Here is a 15707-nt window from a genome sequence, read left to right on the forward strand (position 1 = left end):
AAAACAAACCCACATTGTCTGGAATGTGGCTATGGGCGTCTGTTTCGCCCGAATCTACAGGAATTAAAATGAGCGAAAGCTTTGCAGAACTCTTTGAAGAAAGCCTGAAAACCCTCAATCTTCAGCCGGGTGCCATCATCACCGGTATCGTTGTCGACATCGACGGCGACTGGGTTACCGTACACGCTGGCCTGAAGTCCGAGGGCGTCATCCCGCTCGAGCAGTTCTACAACGAAGCTGGCGAGCTGACCATCAAGGTCGGTGACGAAGTTCACGTTGCGCTGGACGCGGTCGAAGACGGCTTTGGCGAAACCAAGCTGTCCCGTGAAAAAGCCAAGCGCGCCGAGTGCTGGATTGTTCTGGAAGCAGCTTTCGCCGCCGAAGAAGTGGTCAAGGGCGTTATCAACGGTAAGGTTAAGGGCGGCTTCACTGTCGACGTTAACGGCATCCGTGCGTTCCTGCCGGGCTCCCTGGTTGATGTCCGCCCAGTGCGCGACACCACCCACCTGGAAGGCAAAGAGCTGGAATTCAAGGTCATCAAGCTGGACCAGAAGCGCAACAACGTTGTCGTTTCCCGTCGCAGCGTGCTGGAAGCCGAGAACAGCGCCGAGCGCGAAGCCCTGCTGGAAACCCTGCAGGAAGGCCAACAGGTCAAGGGTATCGTCAAGAACCTCACCGACTACGGCGCCTTTGTGGACCTGGGCGGTATCGACGGCCTGCTGCACATCACCGACATGGCTTGGAAGCGCATCAAGCACCCATCGGAAATCGTTAACGTTGGCGACGAAGTCGACGTACGCGTTCTGAAGTTCGACCGCGAGCGCAACCGCGTTTCGCTGGGTCTGAAGCAGATGGGCGAAGATCCGTGGGTAGCTATCACTGCCCGTTACCCAGAAGGTACTCGCGTACAGGCTCGCGTTACCAACCTGACCGACTACGGCTGCTTCGCTGAGCTGGAAGAAGGCGTTGAAGGTCTGGTACACGTTTCCGAAATGGACTGGACCAACAAGAACATCCACCCGTCGAAAGTCGTTCAGGTTGGCGACGAAGTGGAAGTCATGGTTCTGGACATCGACGAAGAGCGTCGTCGTATCTCCCTGGGCATCAAGCAGTGCAAGTCCAACCCATGGGAAGACTTCTCCGGCCAGTTCAACAAGGGTGACAAGATCACCGGTACCATCAAGTCGATCACCGACTTCGGTATCTTCATTGGTCTGGACGGCGGCATCGACGGCCTGGTTCACCTGTCCGACATCTCCTGGAACGAAACCGGCGAAGAAGCCGTACGTCGTTTCAAGAAGGGCGACGAGCTGGAAACCGTCATCCTGTCGGTTGACCCAGAGCGCGAGCGCATCTCCCTGGGCATCAAGCAGCTGGAAGACGATCCGTTCTCCAACTTCGTTGCTGTCAATGACAAGGGCGCTATCGTCAAGGGCATCGTGAAAGAAGTTGACGCCAAAGGCGCCATCGTCACCCTGGCCGACGACATCGAAGCTACTCTGAAAGCTTCCGAAATCAGCCGTGACCGCGTTGAAGATGCGCGTAACGTCCTGAAGGAAGGCGAAGAGATCGAAGCCAAGATCATCAGCGTTGACCGCAAGTCCCGCGTTATCAGCCTGTCGATCAAATCGAAAGACGACGCTGAAGAGCGCGAAGCCATCCAGAGCCTGAAAAACGCTCCGGAAGCGGCTGCCGACACCACCATGGCTGCGCTGCTGCGCGAAGCAATGGCCAAGCAGAACTGAGTTCTGTTTGATCGGTAAAAAAGGGCGACCCTCGGGTCGCCCTTTTTTTTTGGCGTGGATTCAGGTTTGTGTTGTTCGTCGTGGGTTATGTGGCGTCTGGCAGATCGAGCGCTGCCCGCGCGACTGGCCCGAAACAAACGTAGGAGCGAGCGCAGCTCGCGATGCGTCGCGCGGGCGACGCTCGATTGACAGGAGCAGACACTCCACCGTCAAACCCTTCCGCTCTGCCGCCACCCCCCCCCCTCAAAGCCAAACCGCATCCCAATGCGGGTAATCGCCGGCCCTGTTAACCAGCCCCGCCCGAATCGGATTGGCCACGATATATCTGGCTACCTTGATAATATCCTCGTCCCGGCGCAAGGCCCTGTCGTAATAACCTGCTTGCCAGATCGGCGACGCCTTCGCTCCGGCCTTGTGCAATGCTCTGCTGGACTGGCACTTGAACCGTTGCATCAGTGTGCCAAGCGTCGTGTTTTTCAATTCGAGCATCCAATGCACGTGGTCTGGCATCACTACCCACGCTAGAGAATGACAGTCCTGTCTCTGTTCTGCGTGGCGCATGTTGTGGATAGCCAGGCGGGCATAGTGGAAGTTTTGAAACAAAGGTAGGCGTTGGTGGGTAACGGTTGTCAGCAGGTAAAGCCTGCCTGGTACCGAGCATCGTGCATGGCGAAGCCGGTGGCCGTGGGGTTTGAGCATTGTGTTCATCCTTGAGCACGGGCGTATGGTCGCAGCGTAGTTGCGTTGGGCGGATACCGGTGGGGATTAGGGTTGCAGCATGTAAGTGGATGGCGCGAGGTTTGTGGTGTGTGGTAGGTCGAGCGCCGCCCGCGCGGCGCATCGCAAGCTGCGCTCGCTCCTACGTTTGCCTCGGGCCGGTAACGCCTGGTTTGTTCCACGCGATATCGAGACATGCGCCAAGGCGTTTGCGCGCAATCCCCCGGGAATGACTGGTCCGAAACAAACGTAGGAGCGAGCGCAGCTCGCGATGCGCCGCGCGGGCGGCGCTCGATCTCCGCGTCACCGCACCCCCCTGGCCGCACGCCTCCAGCCCCCGCCAGCTAGACCATTCCTGTAAAACTTCAATCTTGAATTTTTTTATTAAGTCAAGAACCACCCTGTTCAAATCCCTCCCAGCGTGCTACAAACTGGTTAAGCAATGATCTAGCTGCTTGATAACGAAGGGAAAAATATGACGAAGTCGGAGCTGATCGAACGTATTGTCACCCATCAGGGGCTGCTCTCGTCCAAGGACGTGGAGCTTGCCATCAAGACCATGCTTGAGCAGATGTCACAATGCCTTGCCACCGGCGATCGCATCGAGATCCGCGGTTTTGGCAGCTTCTCGCTGCACTATCGCGCCCCTCGCGTTGGCCGCAACCCGAAGACCGGCCAGTCGGTCAGCCTCGAAGGCAAGTTCGTGCCGCACTTCAAGCCCGGCAAAGAGTTGCGCGACCGGGTCAATGAAGAAGAGCATGAGGCCCACACCTGATTCCACAAGGAGCAATCTGATGCGTAACCTCAAGCGCGCCCTGGCGGCGGTGTTCGTGCTGCTGTTGGCGGCTGTGGTGCTGTTCTTCGTGCTGGAGAACCAGCAAACCGTCTCGTTGGTCCTGTTCGGTTGGGCTGCCCCGGCCATGCCGGTCGCCGTGCTGGTTCTGGCCGCCCTGGTCATTGGCCTGGCAGTCGGTCCGCTGCTGGGTGCCTACGGCGTGCAGCGCAGCAAGCGCAAGATCAAGGCTTCTGCCCGCCAGGCAGCATTGAGCGGTAACTAAGGGCATTTCTTACATCCGTTTGGGAAAGTCTCACCTATGCCTGCGCCGGCCATCATGGAGTAATAACGCACTTCATTTTCGGCCCAGGCGAGTGTGCGCAGCATGGAATATCCCGTCCTTTCCCATCATGGTGGCACCCGCGGCGTCACTGGCTCCTGCCATCAACTGCACCTCGATCCGTCCACCAGCCTGCTGATCGACTGCGGCCTGGAGCAGGGCGCGGATGCCGCGCCAGGCGCAGCATCGGCACCGCTGGGCTTCGACGTGCAGGGTATCCAGGCCCTGGTGATCACCCATGTGCATCTCGACCACGTAGGTCGCATTCCGGCACTGCTGGCTGCGGGCTATCGTGGCCCGATCCTGTGCAGCGAGCCGTCCGCCCGGCTGCTGCCACTGGTGTTGGAAGATGCCTACAAACTGAGCATTAGCAGTGAGCCCGCCCATGTGGCGAGGTACCTGGAGTTCATCCGCGACCTGATCGTGCCCCTGCCTTTCGAGCAGTGGCACACCCTGATCGAGCAACCAGGGCTCACCTGTCGCATTCGCCTGCAACGCGCCGGGCATCTGCTGGGTTCGGCCTATGTCGAATGCGATGTGCAGTACGCGCAAGCCAGCACCCGCTACGTGTTCTCCGGCGACCTCGGCGCCTGTGGCAACCCCTTGCTGCGCCCAGTGCAACCCCCGGAACGGGCCGATGTACTGGTACTGGAAAGCACCTACGGCGACCGCCTGCACCCGCCTGCAGGCGACCGTCAGCAGCGACTGGAAGCGGCCATCGACCGCGCCCTGGCTGACCAGGGCACGCTGCTCATTCCGGCTTTCAGCCTCGGCCGCACCCAGGAGTTGCTGTACGAACTCGAAAGCATTCTTCATCGCAAGGCCTTGCTGAACAAAGCCGGCCCGGCCCCCGACGGCGACCCGCTCGACTGGTCGCAGTTGCCCATCATCCTCGACTCACCCCTGGCCCAGCGCATTACCGGCGTATATCGGGAACTGCACGACTACTGGAATGCCGAAGCCCAGGCGCGCCTTGCCGAAGGGCGCGACCCGTTGGGTTTCAGCCAGTTGATCAGCGTGGACACCCACGCCCGCCACCAGCAGGTGGTCAATTATCTGAAGAGCACCGGGCGGCCGGCGATCGTGATTGCCGGCAATGGCATGTGCTCGGGTGGGCGCATCGTCAATTATCTGAAGGCCATGCTGGAGGATCCGCGACATGAGGTGATCTTTGTGGGGTATCAGGCCAAGGGGACACCGGGAGCGGTGATACAGGCCAGTGAAAGGGCAGAGGGGTTTGTAAAGATTGATTTGGATGGATGTATGTATCCAATTAGAGCCAAAATTATCTCTATTGATGGATACTCGGCCCATGCTGACCAGCGCGGGCTAATTGATTTTGTGCTTGGAGATAATAAGCCGGCGGCAAAGGTTGTATTGGTGCATGGTGAGGGTCCTGCAAAAAGTGCACTTCGGCAGGTGTTGACTAAGCGCTATGCTGAGCTGGGGGTTCCGTTAACTATCCAGATTCCCGAATAGATCGGTAATTTTTCTAGTTTCTTGAGTTTTATTGTTTTTGCTAATAAGGCTCAGGCTTGAAGATCGTTGTGGGAGTGGGAGCCGACAATTATCTTTAAGAGTCATGCCAGCTTTCTCTGCTTGGGAACGAGAAAGCTGGCAATGCTCTGTTTTTCTATTTGAATCTGGTGATGTCAGTTCTGTATTGTGTCAAATGCACTTTTCAGACGAGGATATTCAGCCGAATTCAAGTGATTGTTTAGTAGTTCCTTCTGTCGTTTTCTGAGCGTCGGAAGGTATTGAAGGTGTTGCTGGCGACGTTGTGCAAGAACTCCTGCCTGATGAGGCATTCTAAATATGGATGTGGTTTTGTCTAAGAAAACAAAATCGTGTTCGGAGGTGTACCTGAGCCAAAGGTCCCAATCTTCTAGGCAATCCAACTCCTCGGAGAATCCTCCGTGTTTGACGAATAGCTCTTTTTTTATGAGTAGAGATTGAATTGCGATGTAGTTATAGTTCCACAGCGCATTGATCGAAAAGCGTGCCCTGCCGAACAGCGTCTTGTCGCCCTCGATATAATTTAGTGGAGATAGGCTGACGACCTCGGTCGGAACTTCCCATGAACTGGAGTAGGCAGCAGCTGCATCGGGATAAATGTGAAGTTGTCCAACCAACGATTCGACATGGTCGGGTAACAACAGGTCGTCATCATCCAAGAAGCCGAAAAGCTCACCTTTGGCCAACTCCAAGCCACGATTCCCAGCAAAGCAACGGCCTCGCTTGGGCAGTGCTTCGTAGGTTACTGTGATACCTGAAGGAAGTGACAATTCATCCACCACTGCGCGTGCATTGTCACTCCCGTCCTCGACAATGACCAGCTGGAGAGGGCGATACGTTTGCCCTAATACGGATTGAATCGACTCTTTGAGAAATTCCTGGCGTTCACCATGAGTGCGAGTAATGATGCTGACGAGCGGTCTGGCGGAAATGCGAAAGCTCTTTGATTCCCAAGGCCGAGTGGCCCGCGGTGGGAAGGCAAGTGAAAAGTCTTCGCTCTCCAAAGAAAGATTTGGATTGTAGGCAGCATCGTACTGAATATAAGGTTTCCAGCGTTCCGAGAAGTAATCCTCTTCGCTTTGGAATGCCATGAGGCCTCGAGTCTTAGACTCATGGTGATATAGCTCGGCGTACGGGGTGTAGAGGTTTCTAAAGCCTTTTTCATGTATACGTAAGCAAAGATCTACATCGTTGAAGGTAATAGTGAAGTTTTCTTCATCAAAGCCACCAATCGAGTCGTAGATCTCCTTCCTGAGCACAAGGCAAGCGGCTGTAACTGCGGTCAAATTCTGTATAAGGACGCCTCTTGCCCAGTAGCCAAGCCAGTGACGCGGAGCATATCTGTACATGTGGCCAGCACGGCCTTTATACCCCAGTAGTACGCCGGCATGTTGGACTGTACCGTCCGGATAAAAAAGTCGAGCACCAACCGCACCGATTTCAGGGCGAACGGCATGGCTGACCATTTCACGTAGCCAGTCTCGATTAATAACTTCTAGGTCGTTGTTCAAGAGTGCAAGTATACTACCGTTTGCTTCCTTGACAGCGATGTTATTGATTCTTGAGTAATTGAACGGGTGATCAAAGTCGATGATCCTCACGCGCTTGTCACGGCGAAGTTCATCGAAATACTCCAGTGTCTCTGCCTTTTCGCTCTGGTTGTTGACAATGATGACTTCGTAGTTAGTGTAATCAGTTTTATGGAAGATTCCGTCCATGCACTGACGTAGGATGTCTACTCCATCCTTGGTTGGGATTACGATGCTGACCAGCGGTTCGGTCAATAGTGGATAAACTACTCGATGGATAGAAAGATTTGGATATTCAGATGTTACTTCTGCATCAATGCCCATCCGTTGCAAGTGTTCTGCAAGCGCTTGGCGTGACCGTGTAGCAGCGTAATTCTTAGCACCTGCGTCGATGGCTAGTGAGCCTGGAACTGCACGCCAGTGATAAAGAACATGCGGGATGTGCGCAATTTTCTCTACCGCTAGTCGTTCGGTGAATCGAAGCACAAAATCGTAATCCTGGCTGCCATCGAATGCACTACGCCAACCACCAATCTCCCTTGCGAGAGCCGTGCGGAACACTGCCAGGTGATCGACAAAGTTCTGGGATCGTAGCAAGTCCGGGTTGAAGTCAGGCTTGAAATAGGGGTCGTATCGACGGCCGGCCATATCAATCTTGTCTTGATCGCTATAGAGGAAGTCCAGCGTCGGATTTTTGTTGAGTTCCTCGGCAAACATGTATAGCGCATGCTCAGGGATTAGGTCGTCATGATCGAACATAGCGATAAAGTCACCTTGGGCAATTTCCAAGGCGCTGTTGGAAGCTTTGGAAATGTGCCCATTTTCTTCGCGTAGAACGAGACGAATTCGCTTATCTTCTGCAGCATGTTTTTTGAGCAGATCTCGGACCTCTTCGTTTTTAGAGGCGTCATCAGCTATGCATAACTCCCAATTTGGATACAGTTGCCCACGTACGGAGTGGATAGCTTTATCCAGAAACTCAAGAGGTGGATCGTAGACTGGCATGATCAGCGAGAATTTCGGCGACCACGAAAGAGCATTAATTCTCGAGCGAATCTTAACTCTCGCATTCTCATCGAGCGTATCGTAGCGCTTTATCCATTCGTCATAATCGAGCTTGATCTCGTTGGCCTCACCATCTCCCCTGGCTGGAGCCAAATGTGAGCGTCCTTCGAGCATCCGCAGGCGCCACTTTATACCTTCGGGACCCTCATGCCACAAAATGGTTATTGCTCGTCGAATGCTATTCCACGTTCCTTTTCGTTGCATGAAAGTAGGGGCCAGCCTAATCAGATGACTTCCCCGCTTGATTTGGTGGCTAACAAATCTTAGTGGTGCTGTTACTTTCCAGCTCGTGGATGAGCGTAGCTGAGAAATCTCATAATGAAGTACTTCGAGCTGATGCCTGCTGTCTTCGAGGGCTCTGGAAAGATTGAGCTCACGCTCATTAAGATCTTCAATAATATGGTTTTTTTCAGAGATTTCATCTTGAAGGCGGCACACAGTTTTTTCTTGCAGTTCTATAGCGCTGTCAGGTTCGATGACTTCTGCGCTGGTCGAATCTACGACCGTATTACGTTTAGCTTGATCGTTAACCATTTGTTTTAGCTCTGCAAGTTCTGCATCTTTGGCCAATGTATTGATGTGGTAATCATTGATCAATCTGTCACGTTCCGTTACCGCTGCGGCCAACTCACGGCTGCTGTTTTGCAAGTCTGAGATGGTAAATTGGTTGTGAGGTTTGCTCGCAAGCCACTCCATGAAGCGCCCTTTTGAGGACGCCCCAGTAGCTGTTTCTTGCATGTCGACTTCAAACACTACCAAGTTATCTTCAGTGTCTGGTAGCCATTCTAATTGCATTTCTTGGAAAAGTGTCGACAGAATGCTGCGCCACGTCGGCATTTGCCCAGCGGCTGGCTTGCCAAAGTAGCTAATCATTCCGGACATTGCTAGTAATGATCGGAACACAAGTTGGCTGTAGCGTATTTTGCTATTTGACCGCCATTCCTGATCGATGACCAGTGTTTTCCCCGTTGGGGTGATAATCAGGTTCTGCGGGATAATGTCAAGGAACTCTCCAGGCAGTAAGAGATCTTCTGTTTCGGAAATCGATTCTGCGTGCAAGTTTCGCTCGGCTAGGATGTCTAGTAGCGATGCCCGGTAGTTCTTGAAAAACTCAGCAATGCTCGCAATATCCCACCCGTCTCGCGTCACGATTCTAACGAACTGCCAAGACATAACGGTGCCATGGCAATAATCAGTTTCGTGCTCACTCAGGCAATGTATCACCTGTGTTTCTAAGGCATTTTGTTGCTCACCAAGTAGGCGGTACTTTACGCTGATTGAGCCATCTTCGCGGGACCTAAATAGTGTTTCTTTACAATACTCAGGCTTGCGATCAGTGCTGAAGTGATATGCCAGAACATCTGTGTTCGTGGCGTCGACTTGGCCGTTTTCTGCAATTAATAAGAATGAGTTGGATAGTGGGATTGCCAGGTTGTTCTTGAAAAGCACCGGCCAAACTAATTCTTGTCGGAAAGTTACATGGGGCGGGAATTGAGGATCCCGCCGAGCGCTCTGCCACGCAAATGCCGCCGCGTCGAAGTTAGGGGTTTCAAGACCTCGCTCGCAAAGAATTGAGTGTGGAAATTTATAGTCGGGAAGTGGCAAAAGCGTATTGACACCGGAGTAGCCGCCATCCTTCAGTATCTGAAGAAGTTCAGTGTGGCCAAAAGTTTCGGCTTGGCCGGCACGATATAAATTCTCTAGACCATACATCGATAAGCCAACATGGTCTTCTGGTGAGCCGGCTAAATACTTCAGCCCAAGTTGGTTTTCGATGGCAATTACCAGTTTCCCGCCTGGTTTGAGCAGCTCTCTAGCTCGCTGCACCATCCTCAGTGCTGGTGCATTACCAGGGGTAAATAAGTTTGCATACTCCAGAACTCCGATCATTGTGATGATATCGAAACGCTCATCAGTGGCGAAGTCTGCGAATCGATCGGCCAACACTACAACCTTGTCAAGGTCACGAGTACGTGCGCGAGCAATAGTTGCACGCCTCAGCGAACCCTCCAGGGCGAGCACCTCGGCACCAGACTCTCCGAGATATCGGGTAATGGCTCCGCAACCAGCCCCAATCTCCAAGACCCGAGCGCCTTCGAGTTCGGTATGCAAGGGGCGTAGAATGTTGGCACGGACGCTAGAGAGGTGGTAAAGGCTGGGCCAGTCCGCACAATACTTACGAAGTTCCGGTGATAGAACTGTGAGGTCGGAAGCGTTGTCTAGAATACTTTTTAGGCGGCTTTCAACTTCGTCGCCATCATTGTATGCAATGCTGGCGTATTCCGGCCGGTACCAGACAAATTCTGAGGTGTCGAATTGGTAGCCTTGATTTAATAGTGTGTCTTTGTAATTACTCATTGGCTTGCCGATAGCTTAAGATCGAGGTTGATCAGGCCGAAGAAGTTCTCGTCCGGACGCACCTGAATGTGGATGGAGTCGTATCGACGATCATGGGGCACAATTTCTTCGCCCTGTCGCGACGCGACGCCCAGTGAAATGAAATAATCTCCTGACCCAAGGCGACAATTGAATCGGGCTCCGACACGTACGGAAGTTCCGGCTTGGCCTGAGGCTTTGAAATCTTCGAAGTCCAGTGTTTCAGAGTTTGCTCCAAAGACCGTTACACCCTCCTTGGTTTTGATGGTGATACCCAAGATTGGACGATATACATCGTGTATAAAGCTGATCGAGAGAACCAAAACAATCTCTTGCCCGACAGTAAAGCTCGTAGGGTAGGCTTCACCTTCAGCAGCAATATAGTAGTCGAGAATCCTTGCAGAGCCATCTCCCCATCGGTACTCGTGTGGGTTATAGCCCGGCCGTTCATTGAATGCATCTTCGGTTTGATTCAATGAACAGTAGTCGAAACTGGAGCAGTCCCTATCAGCCTCAACTTGCTTCGACTTATCAAATGCCTTACTTTCTGAAGTATTGCTTCGACGCTCTTTTCCGAAAAGCAAGTCTAAGTAAAGATTTGATATGCGTCGGGGATCACCTTGTTCAACCACTTGACCGCTATTCAAAAGGACGGCGTGGGTGCAGTGAGTGACAATCTGTTCGGTTGAATGGGTGACCAGCAGAATACTGGTGCCGTTCTCTTTAAGTTGCCTAAGCCGCTCAAAACATTTTGCTTGGAATTTGGCATCACCTACGGCAAGGGCTTCATCAACTATTAGGATATCCGGATCTATTTGCGCCTGTACTGCAAAAGCTAAGCGTACGATCATACCGCTGGAGTATGTTTTTACTGGCTGTTCAATGAAGTCACCGATGTCGGCAAACGACACGATGTCGTCGTAGCGCGCATCGATTTCATCTTTTTTGAGCCCAAGAACGGATGCGTTCAAATAGACGTTTTCACGCCCGGTGAACTCAGGGTTGAAGCCGGCACCGAGCTCCAAAAGTGCGGCGATGCGGCCGTAGGTTTCGATGTTGCCACTACTTGGGTTCAGGGTGCCGCAAATCATCTGCAGCAGAGTCGATTTACCGCTACCATTCCGGCCAATGATGCCAACTGCTTGGCCTCGACGTATTTCAAAGGAAACGTCACGCAGCGCCCAAAACTCACGGAAATAATTCTTGGGTTCCAGGCGGGTGGAGCGCCTCAAAGTGGGCAATATGAATTGTTTTAATCGATCGCGAGGCTGATCGTAAATGTGGTAGCACTTCGAAAGATTGCTGACCCTGATCGCAATGTCCGAATCGTTCTGGTTGGCTTCCATGTTGTGCTTCAAATCAGAGGACATCGGCAAAACCCTTGCGCGTTTTCTGGAACCAGGCAAAACCGAGCCAGCAGATGACCAAGGATAGTAGGCTAAGCATCCCTAGTTGGTGCCAGTCCGGCATCTCACCGAAGAACATTATCTTTCTTGCTCCTTCGATGGTGGGAGTTAAAGGGTTGGCTTGCAGTATGCCCTGGTAGGTTTCAGGTAGTGCGCTGACTGGATAGAAGATCGGTGACATGAACATCATGACGGACACGATCACTCCAACTACTTGGGCAACATCGCGCAAAAACACGCCTAGCGACGCAATTAGCCATGTAAGGCCAATTGAAATCAGTAATAATGGTAGCATAACGATTGGCAGTAATAGTGCTGTCAAATGCAGCTTTCCAGTTAACAAAAGGCAGGCAGCCAGCCATACCAAGAGGCTAATAAGGAAGTGGAATAGTGCTGCGCCGAGTGTTATCCATGGCAAAACTTCGAGGGGAAAAACAACTTTTTTTACGTAGTTGACATTTCCTAAAATAAGATTTGGGGCGCGGGTAATGCATTCGGCAAAAAGATTGAAAAAAATTAATCCGGCGAAAAGCATCAAGGCAAACTGCTCTTTCGACTCCCCGTCAGTACTCCAGCGTGCCTTGAACACGACGCTGAACACGAATGTGTAGATAACCAGCATCAGGATCGGATTGAACAGAGACCACAACATGCCAAGCGAGGATCCACGATATCTTCCGGCGACGTCGCGCCGGATCATTGTCCAGATCAGTCCGTTATGCCGGCAGGCGCTGGCTACCATTTCGATAGGCGAGATGGAAAATTTCTGCATCAGGCAAATGCCTCTATTTCACCTAGCGCCTGGCCCGCCTGATCTTTGGCGGAGAGTTGAGGCGGCATGCCGCCCAAGCGTTCAAGCATCCAGTCCACAGCGATCTGTGGGTCATTCCAAGCAAGGCAGCGCTCATATTTTGGTGAGTAATAGTCGGTAGTTTTGTAAAGAAAGTCTGCGTAATCCGAAAGTACCACGAAGCCGTGGGCAAAACCCTCTGGTACCCATAGCTGATGTTTATTATCGGCACTGAGAAGTGCGCCGACCCACTTGCCGAAGGTTGGTGAGGAGCGCCGCATGTCGACTGCGATGTCGAGGACCTCTCCATTTACTACCCGAACGAGTTTGCCTTGAGGGTTTTTGAGCTGAAAGTGGAGGCCTCTGAGTACGCCCTTGCTTGAGCGTGAGTGGTTGTCTTGTACGAAGTTGACTATCCGCCCGATAGATTCCTCAAACTGGCGGTGATTAAAGCTTTCAAAGAAAAAGCCGCGATTGTCGCCGAAGACTTGCGGCTCGATAAGCATTACGTCGGGAATTGCAAGAGGAGTAGCTTTCATTAGTGAATAGTCTCGACCAGTAGGCGTTTCAGGTATTGGCCATAGCCATTTTTTATCAATGGTGCGGCGAGCGCAGACAGCTGCTCGGAGTTGATCCACTGGTGTCGATACGCAATCTCTTCTGGGCATGCGACTTTCAGCCCCTGGCGGTTCTCCAGTGCGGCGATGAAATGGCTTGCCTCCAGTAGCGAATCGTGGGTACCAGTGTCGAGCCAGGCGTAGCCTCGTCCCATAATCTCGACCGAGAGGCTACCTTGCTCAAGGTAGACTTTGTTGATGTCTGTGATTTCAAGTTCGCCACGAGCAGATGGTTTGATGCCTTTGGCGATGTCTACTACTTGGTTGTCATAGAAATACAAGCCGGTGACGGCATACTTGGACTTCGGTGTCGTTGGCTTCTCTTCCAGGCTGATAGCTTTACCGTGGAAGTCAAACTCGACGACGCCGTAGCGTTCAGGGTCATGCACGTGATAGGCAAATACGCTGGCGCCTGTGGATCGTTGGTTGGCGCTCCGCAGTAGCTCCTGGAAATCGTGACCATGGTAAATGTTATCGCCAAGCACCAGGGCGCTCGGCGCGCCGTCAATGAATTTTTCCCCAATTAGGAATGCATGCGCCAATCCGTCTGGATTGGACTGAACTGCGTACTGAAGGTTCAAGCCCCACTGGCTGCCATCACCAAGCAGCTGCTGAAATCGCGGTGTGTCTTGGGGGGTGGATATCACAAGGATGTCGCGGATCCCCGCTAGCATTAACGTGCATAGCGGGTAATAGATCATGGGCTTGTCATAGACTGGGAGGAGCTGCTTTGAGATTGCAAGCGTCGCCGGGTGCAAGCGTGTGCCGGCCCCTCCGGCTAGGATAATTCCTCTGCGGATCATACGTTTCCCTGGTTCACCGGCTCTCTGGTCATGCGTTTGGCGGATAACTGCCACTGGGGTTGTTCCATGTCGAAAAGCTTACCATTTGGAAAGCGCGAATTGGCTAGCCGCTTAGCGGGTGGAGGAAGCCTGTATTTTGCGGTGGTGCATGCTCGAGAGGGCGTAGCTGGTCCGGTAGGTGGGGGTGTCGATCAATTTGGCCTGGGTACAACCACCAAGGCTGCTGAGAGTCCCTGTAACGTGATTTCGAGCGTGATATTTAGCGCAACATCCCTTAGTGCGAGTTGATTTACCAAAGTTCGCTACTGGCTCTTCTAAAGCGGCTAGGTAATCGAATGCATGACCTGTGCAAATGAAGGTTGCGCTATTGTCGATAAAGATATTCATCGATTATAGTCTTTTTAAAATTGTGGCTACGACTAGGCCGAGTGTATCTAAAATATTTTGCCGATGCACACCTGACTGTTGGAGAAGGTATAGTCGGTTAAATAAATTGGCTTGCCTGCTTTTCTCGAAAAGATCTAATGTTCGTAGATTGTCTTGGGTAAGTTCGCTTTTGAGCGATGAGATGGCGCTCAAGTTTGCATTATTCCACTCTCGGAAGCTGCCAAGTAATAGCTTTCTGAACCGTGCTATGCGGTCTTTGATGTCGATGTTGGAGCCGATAATGTTTCGATCATGCTGTCGATAGTAAATGGTGGGTTCGTTGCTGTAATGTACATCGCCGCCGCAGCCTGTAATAAGTATGTAGGCCCACCAGTCATGTGAGATGATTTTGGTGTCTATGGAAGTCTTTTTGAGAAGATCTCTTGCGGCGTTGTTGAGGAGCATGGTGTTTCCACCTGCTATGCTTTGCACTAAGGCGTTCTTGAAACATGGTCGCTTGGTAAAGAGGGGGGATGATCCTATCGGAGCACCACTTGCATCAATCAGGGAGGTGCGCGAGCAGTAGAGGCCAGGGCGGTCTTGTGGCAAATTGTTCATCCAGGTGATGCCGGACTCAAGTCGTCTGGGGGCCCAAATGTCATCTTGATCACAGAAGGCAAAATAGCTTGCTTGAATTTCCTCTCTTCTCACCAGACTAAGGAAGTTTGCGGCGAAGCCAAGTTGCGGGCCTTCAAATATATGTAATCGATCTTCGCCGATGCGCTGGCGATACGATGCCAAAATTCTTGTCGTGGAGTCGTTCGAGCCATCGTCGGACGCATAAATCGTCCAATTTTTATGGGTTTGTTGAGCGAGTGAGTCGAGTTGTTCGTTGAGAAACTCTTCTCCATTATAGGTGGAAAGCAAGATGGCGACATGCTGGCCGCCTGTCGCTGGTGCGTTTTGCCTTCCTTGTTTTTGTGCTGAGGATTTGGGAATCAAAAAACCACCATGGGCCGATCAATTCATACGGCGAAGCTCTAATTTGGGCGCGCGGGGAGCACAAGGGCTAGGTGAGGTTGATGATGGCTGGCCCTGCGGGTGCTTTGTCGAGCATTCTATCCATTTGGCTAGTCGCACACAACATGGTATTTTGGGTTTGAGTCGTGCGTCCGGCTGAACCCCGGAGGTCAATTTTTCGGTGGTGTTTTTGAATGGCTGCGCAGTTGCAGAGTTTTGATGGGCATTCGGGATATATGACTATGCAAGGGAATGATTCCGAAGTCACTATAGGATCTTTCTGACGAAAGATGAGCTACTTCCGTTTGGCGGAGGTGTTGACTCACCAGCATTTCAGGTTTTGGGGATGTGTTTTAATGCTGGTTTTCTTGCGCTGGCGGTTTTGCCCTGGTGCTCGGAATGGGTTCAGCTTTGCGGGATCGAGTCCCGTTCAGGATTTGTCTCGAAGAGGCGTTCTTAGGTCAATGCGCATAGAAATTTGCCAGTAGGTGCGTTGAGGCAAGCTAGTCTACTGTCCCTTCGTGGATTGGAACGCCCGTTTGATTAATCCGTGGTTGCTTGGCTTCTTAGCTTGGCGAATAGATCAGAGAATCGCTCGCAAGTCAAGGATGGTGGCGAATCGTTAGCTTCGGGCAGCTCAGGC

At 52.4% G+C, this 15707-nt stretch carries 11 protein-coding genes; 4 read left to right on the top strand and 7 right to left on the bottom strand.

Going from position 1 to position 15707, the window contains the following annotated elements; all coding sequences use genetic code 11:
* Positions 1-68 precede the first annotated feature (68 nt).
* A complete protein-coding gene (rpsA, locus tag ACK56M_RS07250; protein ID WP_003252673.1) occupies positions 69-1745 on the top strand; it encodes a 30S ribosomal protein S1 in 1677 nt (558 codons plus the stop codon).
* A gap of 243 nt (positions 1746-1988) precedes the next feature.
* Here the strand turns inward: rpsA and ACK56M_RS07255 are convergent, their stop codons facing one another.
* A complete protein-coding gene (locus ACK56M_RS07255) occupies positions 1989-2444 on the bottom strand; it encodes an REP-associated tyrosine transposase (protein ID WP_411959321.1) in 456 nt (151 codons plus the stop codon).
* 493 nt (positions 2445-2937) lie between these two features.
* On the opposite strand from ACK56M_RS07255, the gene ihfB reads away from it, so the two are divergent.
* From ihfB to ACK56M_RS07270, 3 genes are all read left to right on the top strand, one after another.
* Complete coding sequence (ihfB, locus tag ACK56M_RS07260) at positions 2938-3237, top strand: integration host factor subunit beta (protein WP_013971456.1); 300 nt, start codon at positions 2938-2940, stop codon at positions 3235-3237.
* A gap of 19 nt (positions 3238-3256) precedes the next feature.
* Positions 3257-3520 (top strand): lipopolysaccharide assembly protein LapA domain-containing protein, encoded by a 264-nt coding sequence (locus ACK56M_RS07265; RefSeq protein ID WP_046615541.1) that lies wholly within the window; start codon positions 3257-3259, stop codon positions 3518-3520.
* Between the two features lie 102 nt (positions 3521-3622).
* Positions 3623-5056 carry an MBL fold metallo-hydrolase RNA specificity domain-containing protein gene (locus ACK56M_RS07270; protein WP_191473010.1) on the top strand — a complete coding sequence of 478 codons (1434 nt, stop codon included), beginning with the start codon at positions 3623-3625 and terminating at the stop codon, positions 5054-5056.
* 173 nt (positions 5057-5229) lie between these two features.
* Here the strand turns inward: ACK56M_RS07270 and ACK56M_RS07275 are convergent, their stop codons facing one another.
* The 6 genes from ACK56M_RS07275 to ACK56M_RS07300 form a co-directional block, all read right to left on the bottom strand.
* The gene (locus tag ACK56M_RS07275) at positions 5230-10044 is read right to left on the bottom strand and encodes a glycosyltransferase (RefSeq protein ID WP_411959322.1); all 4815 of its coding nucleotides are present in this window, start codon (positions 10042-10044) and stop codon (positions 5230-5232) included.
* Positions 10041-11408 (bottom strand): ABC transporter ATP-binding protein, encoded by a 1368-nt coding sequence (locus tag ACK56M_RS07280; protein WP_411959323.1) that lies wholly within the window; start codon positions 11406-11408, stop codon positions 10041-10043. Before ACK56M_RS07280 ends, ACK56M_RS07275 begins: the two co-directional genes overlap by 4 nt.
* A 13-nt stretch (positions 11409-11421) precedes the next feature.
* Positions 11422-12240 (bottom strand): ABC transporter permease, encoded by an 819-nt coding sequence (locus ACK56M_RS07285; RefSeq protein ID WP_411959324.1) that lies wholly within the window; start codon positions 12238-12240, stop codon positions 11422-11424.
* Positions 12240-12797, bottom strand: a complete 558-nt coding sequence (rfbC, locus tag ACK56M_RS07290) for a dTDP-4-dehydrorhamnose 3,5-epimerase (protein WP_191471912.1) — start codon at positions 12795-12797, stop codon at positions 12240-12242. Before rfbC ends, ACK56M_RS07285 begins: the two co-directional genes overlap by 1 nt.
* Positions 12797-13678: a glucose-1-phosphate thymidylyltransferase RfbA gene (gene rfbA, locus ACK56M_RS07295; RefSeq protein WP_411959611.1), complete on the bottom strand. Its 882-nt coding sequence runs from the start codon at positions 13676-13678 to the stop codon at positions 12797-12799. Before rfbA ends, rfbC begins: the two co-directional genes overlap by 1 nt.
* A gap of 390 nt (positions 13679-14068) precedes the next feature.
* On the bottom strand, positions 14069-15046 hold the full coding sequence (locus ACK56M_RS07300) for a glycosyltransferase family 2 protein (RefSeq protein ID WP_411959325.1): 978 nt from the start codon (positions 15044-15046) through the stop codon (positions 14069-14071).
* Positions 15047-15707: the final 661 nt, after the last annotated feature.

It is taken from the genome of Pseudomonas sp. s4 (assembly GCF_046764235.1).
GTDB lineage: Bacteria > Pseudomonadota > Gammaproteobacteria > Pseudomonadales > Pseudomonadaceae > Aquipseudomonas > Aquipseudomonas asiatica.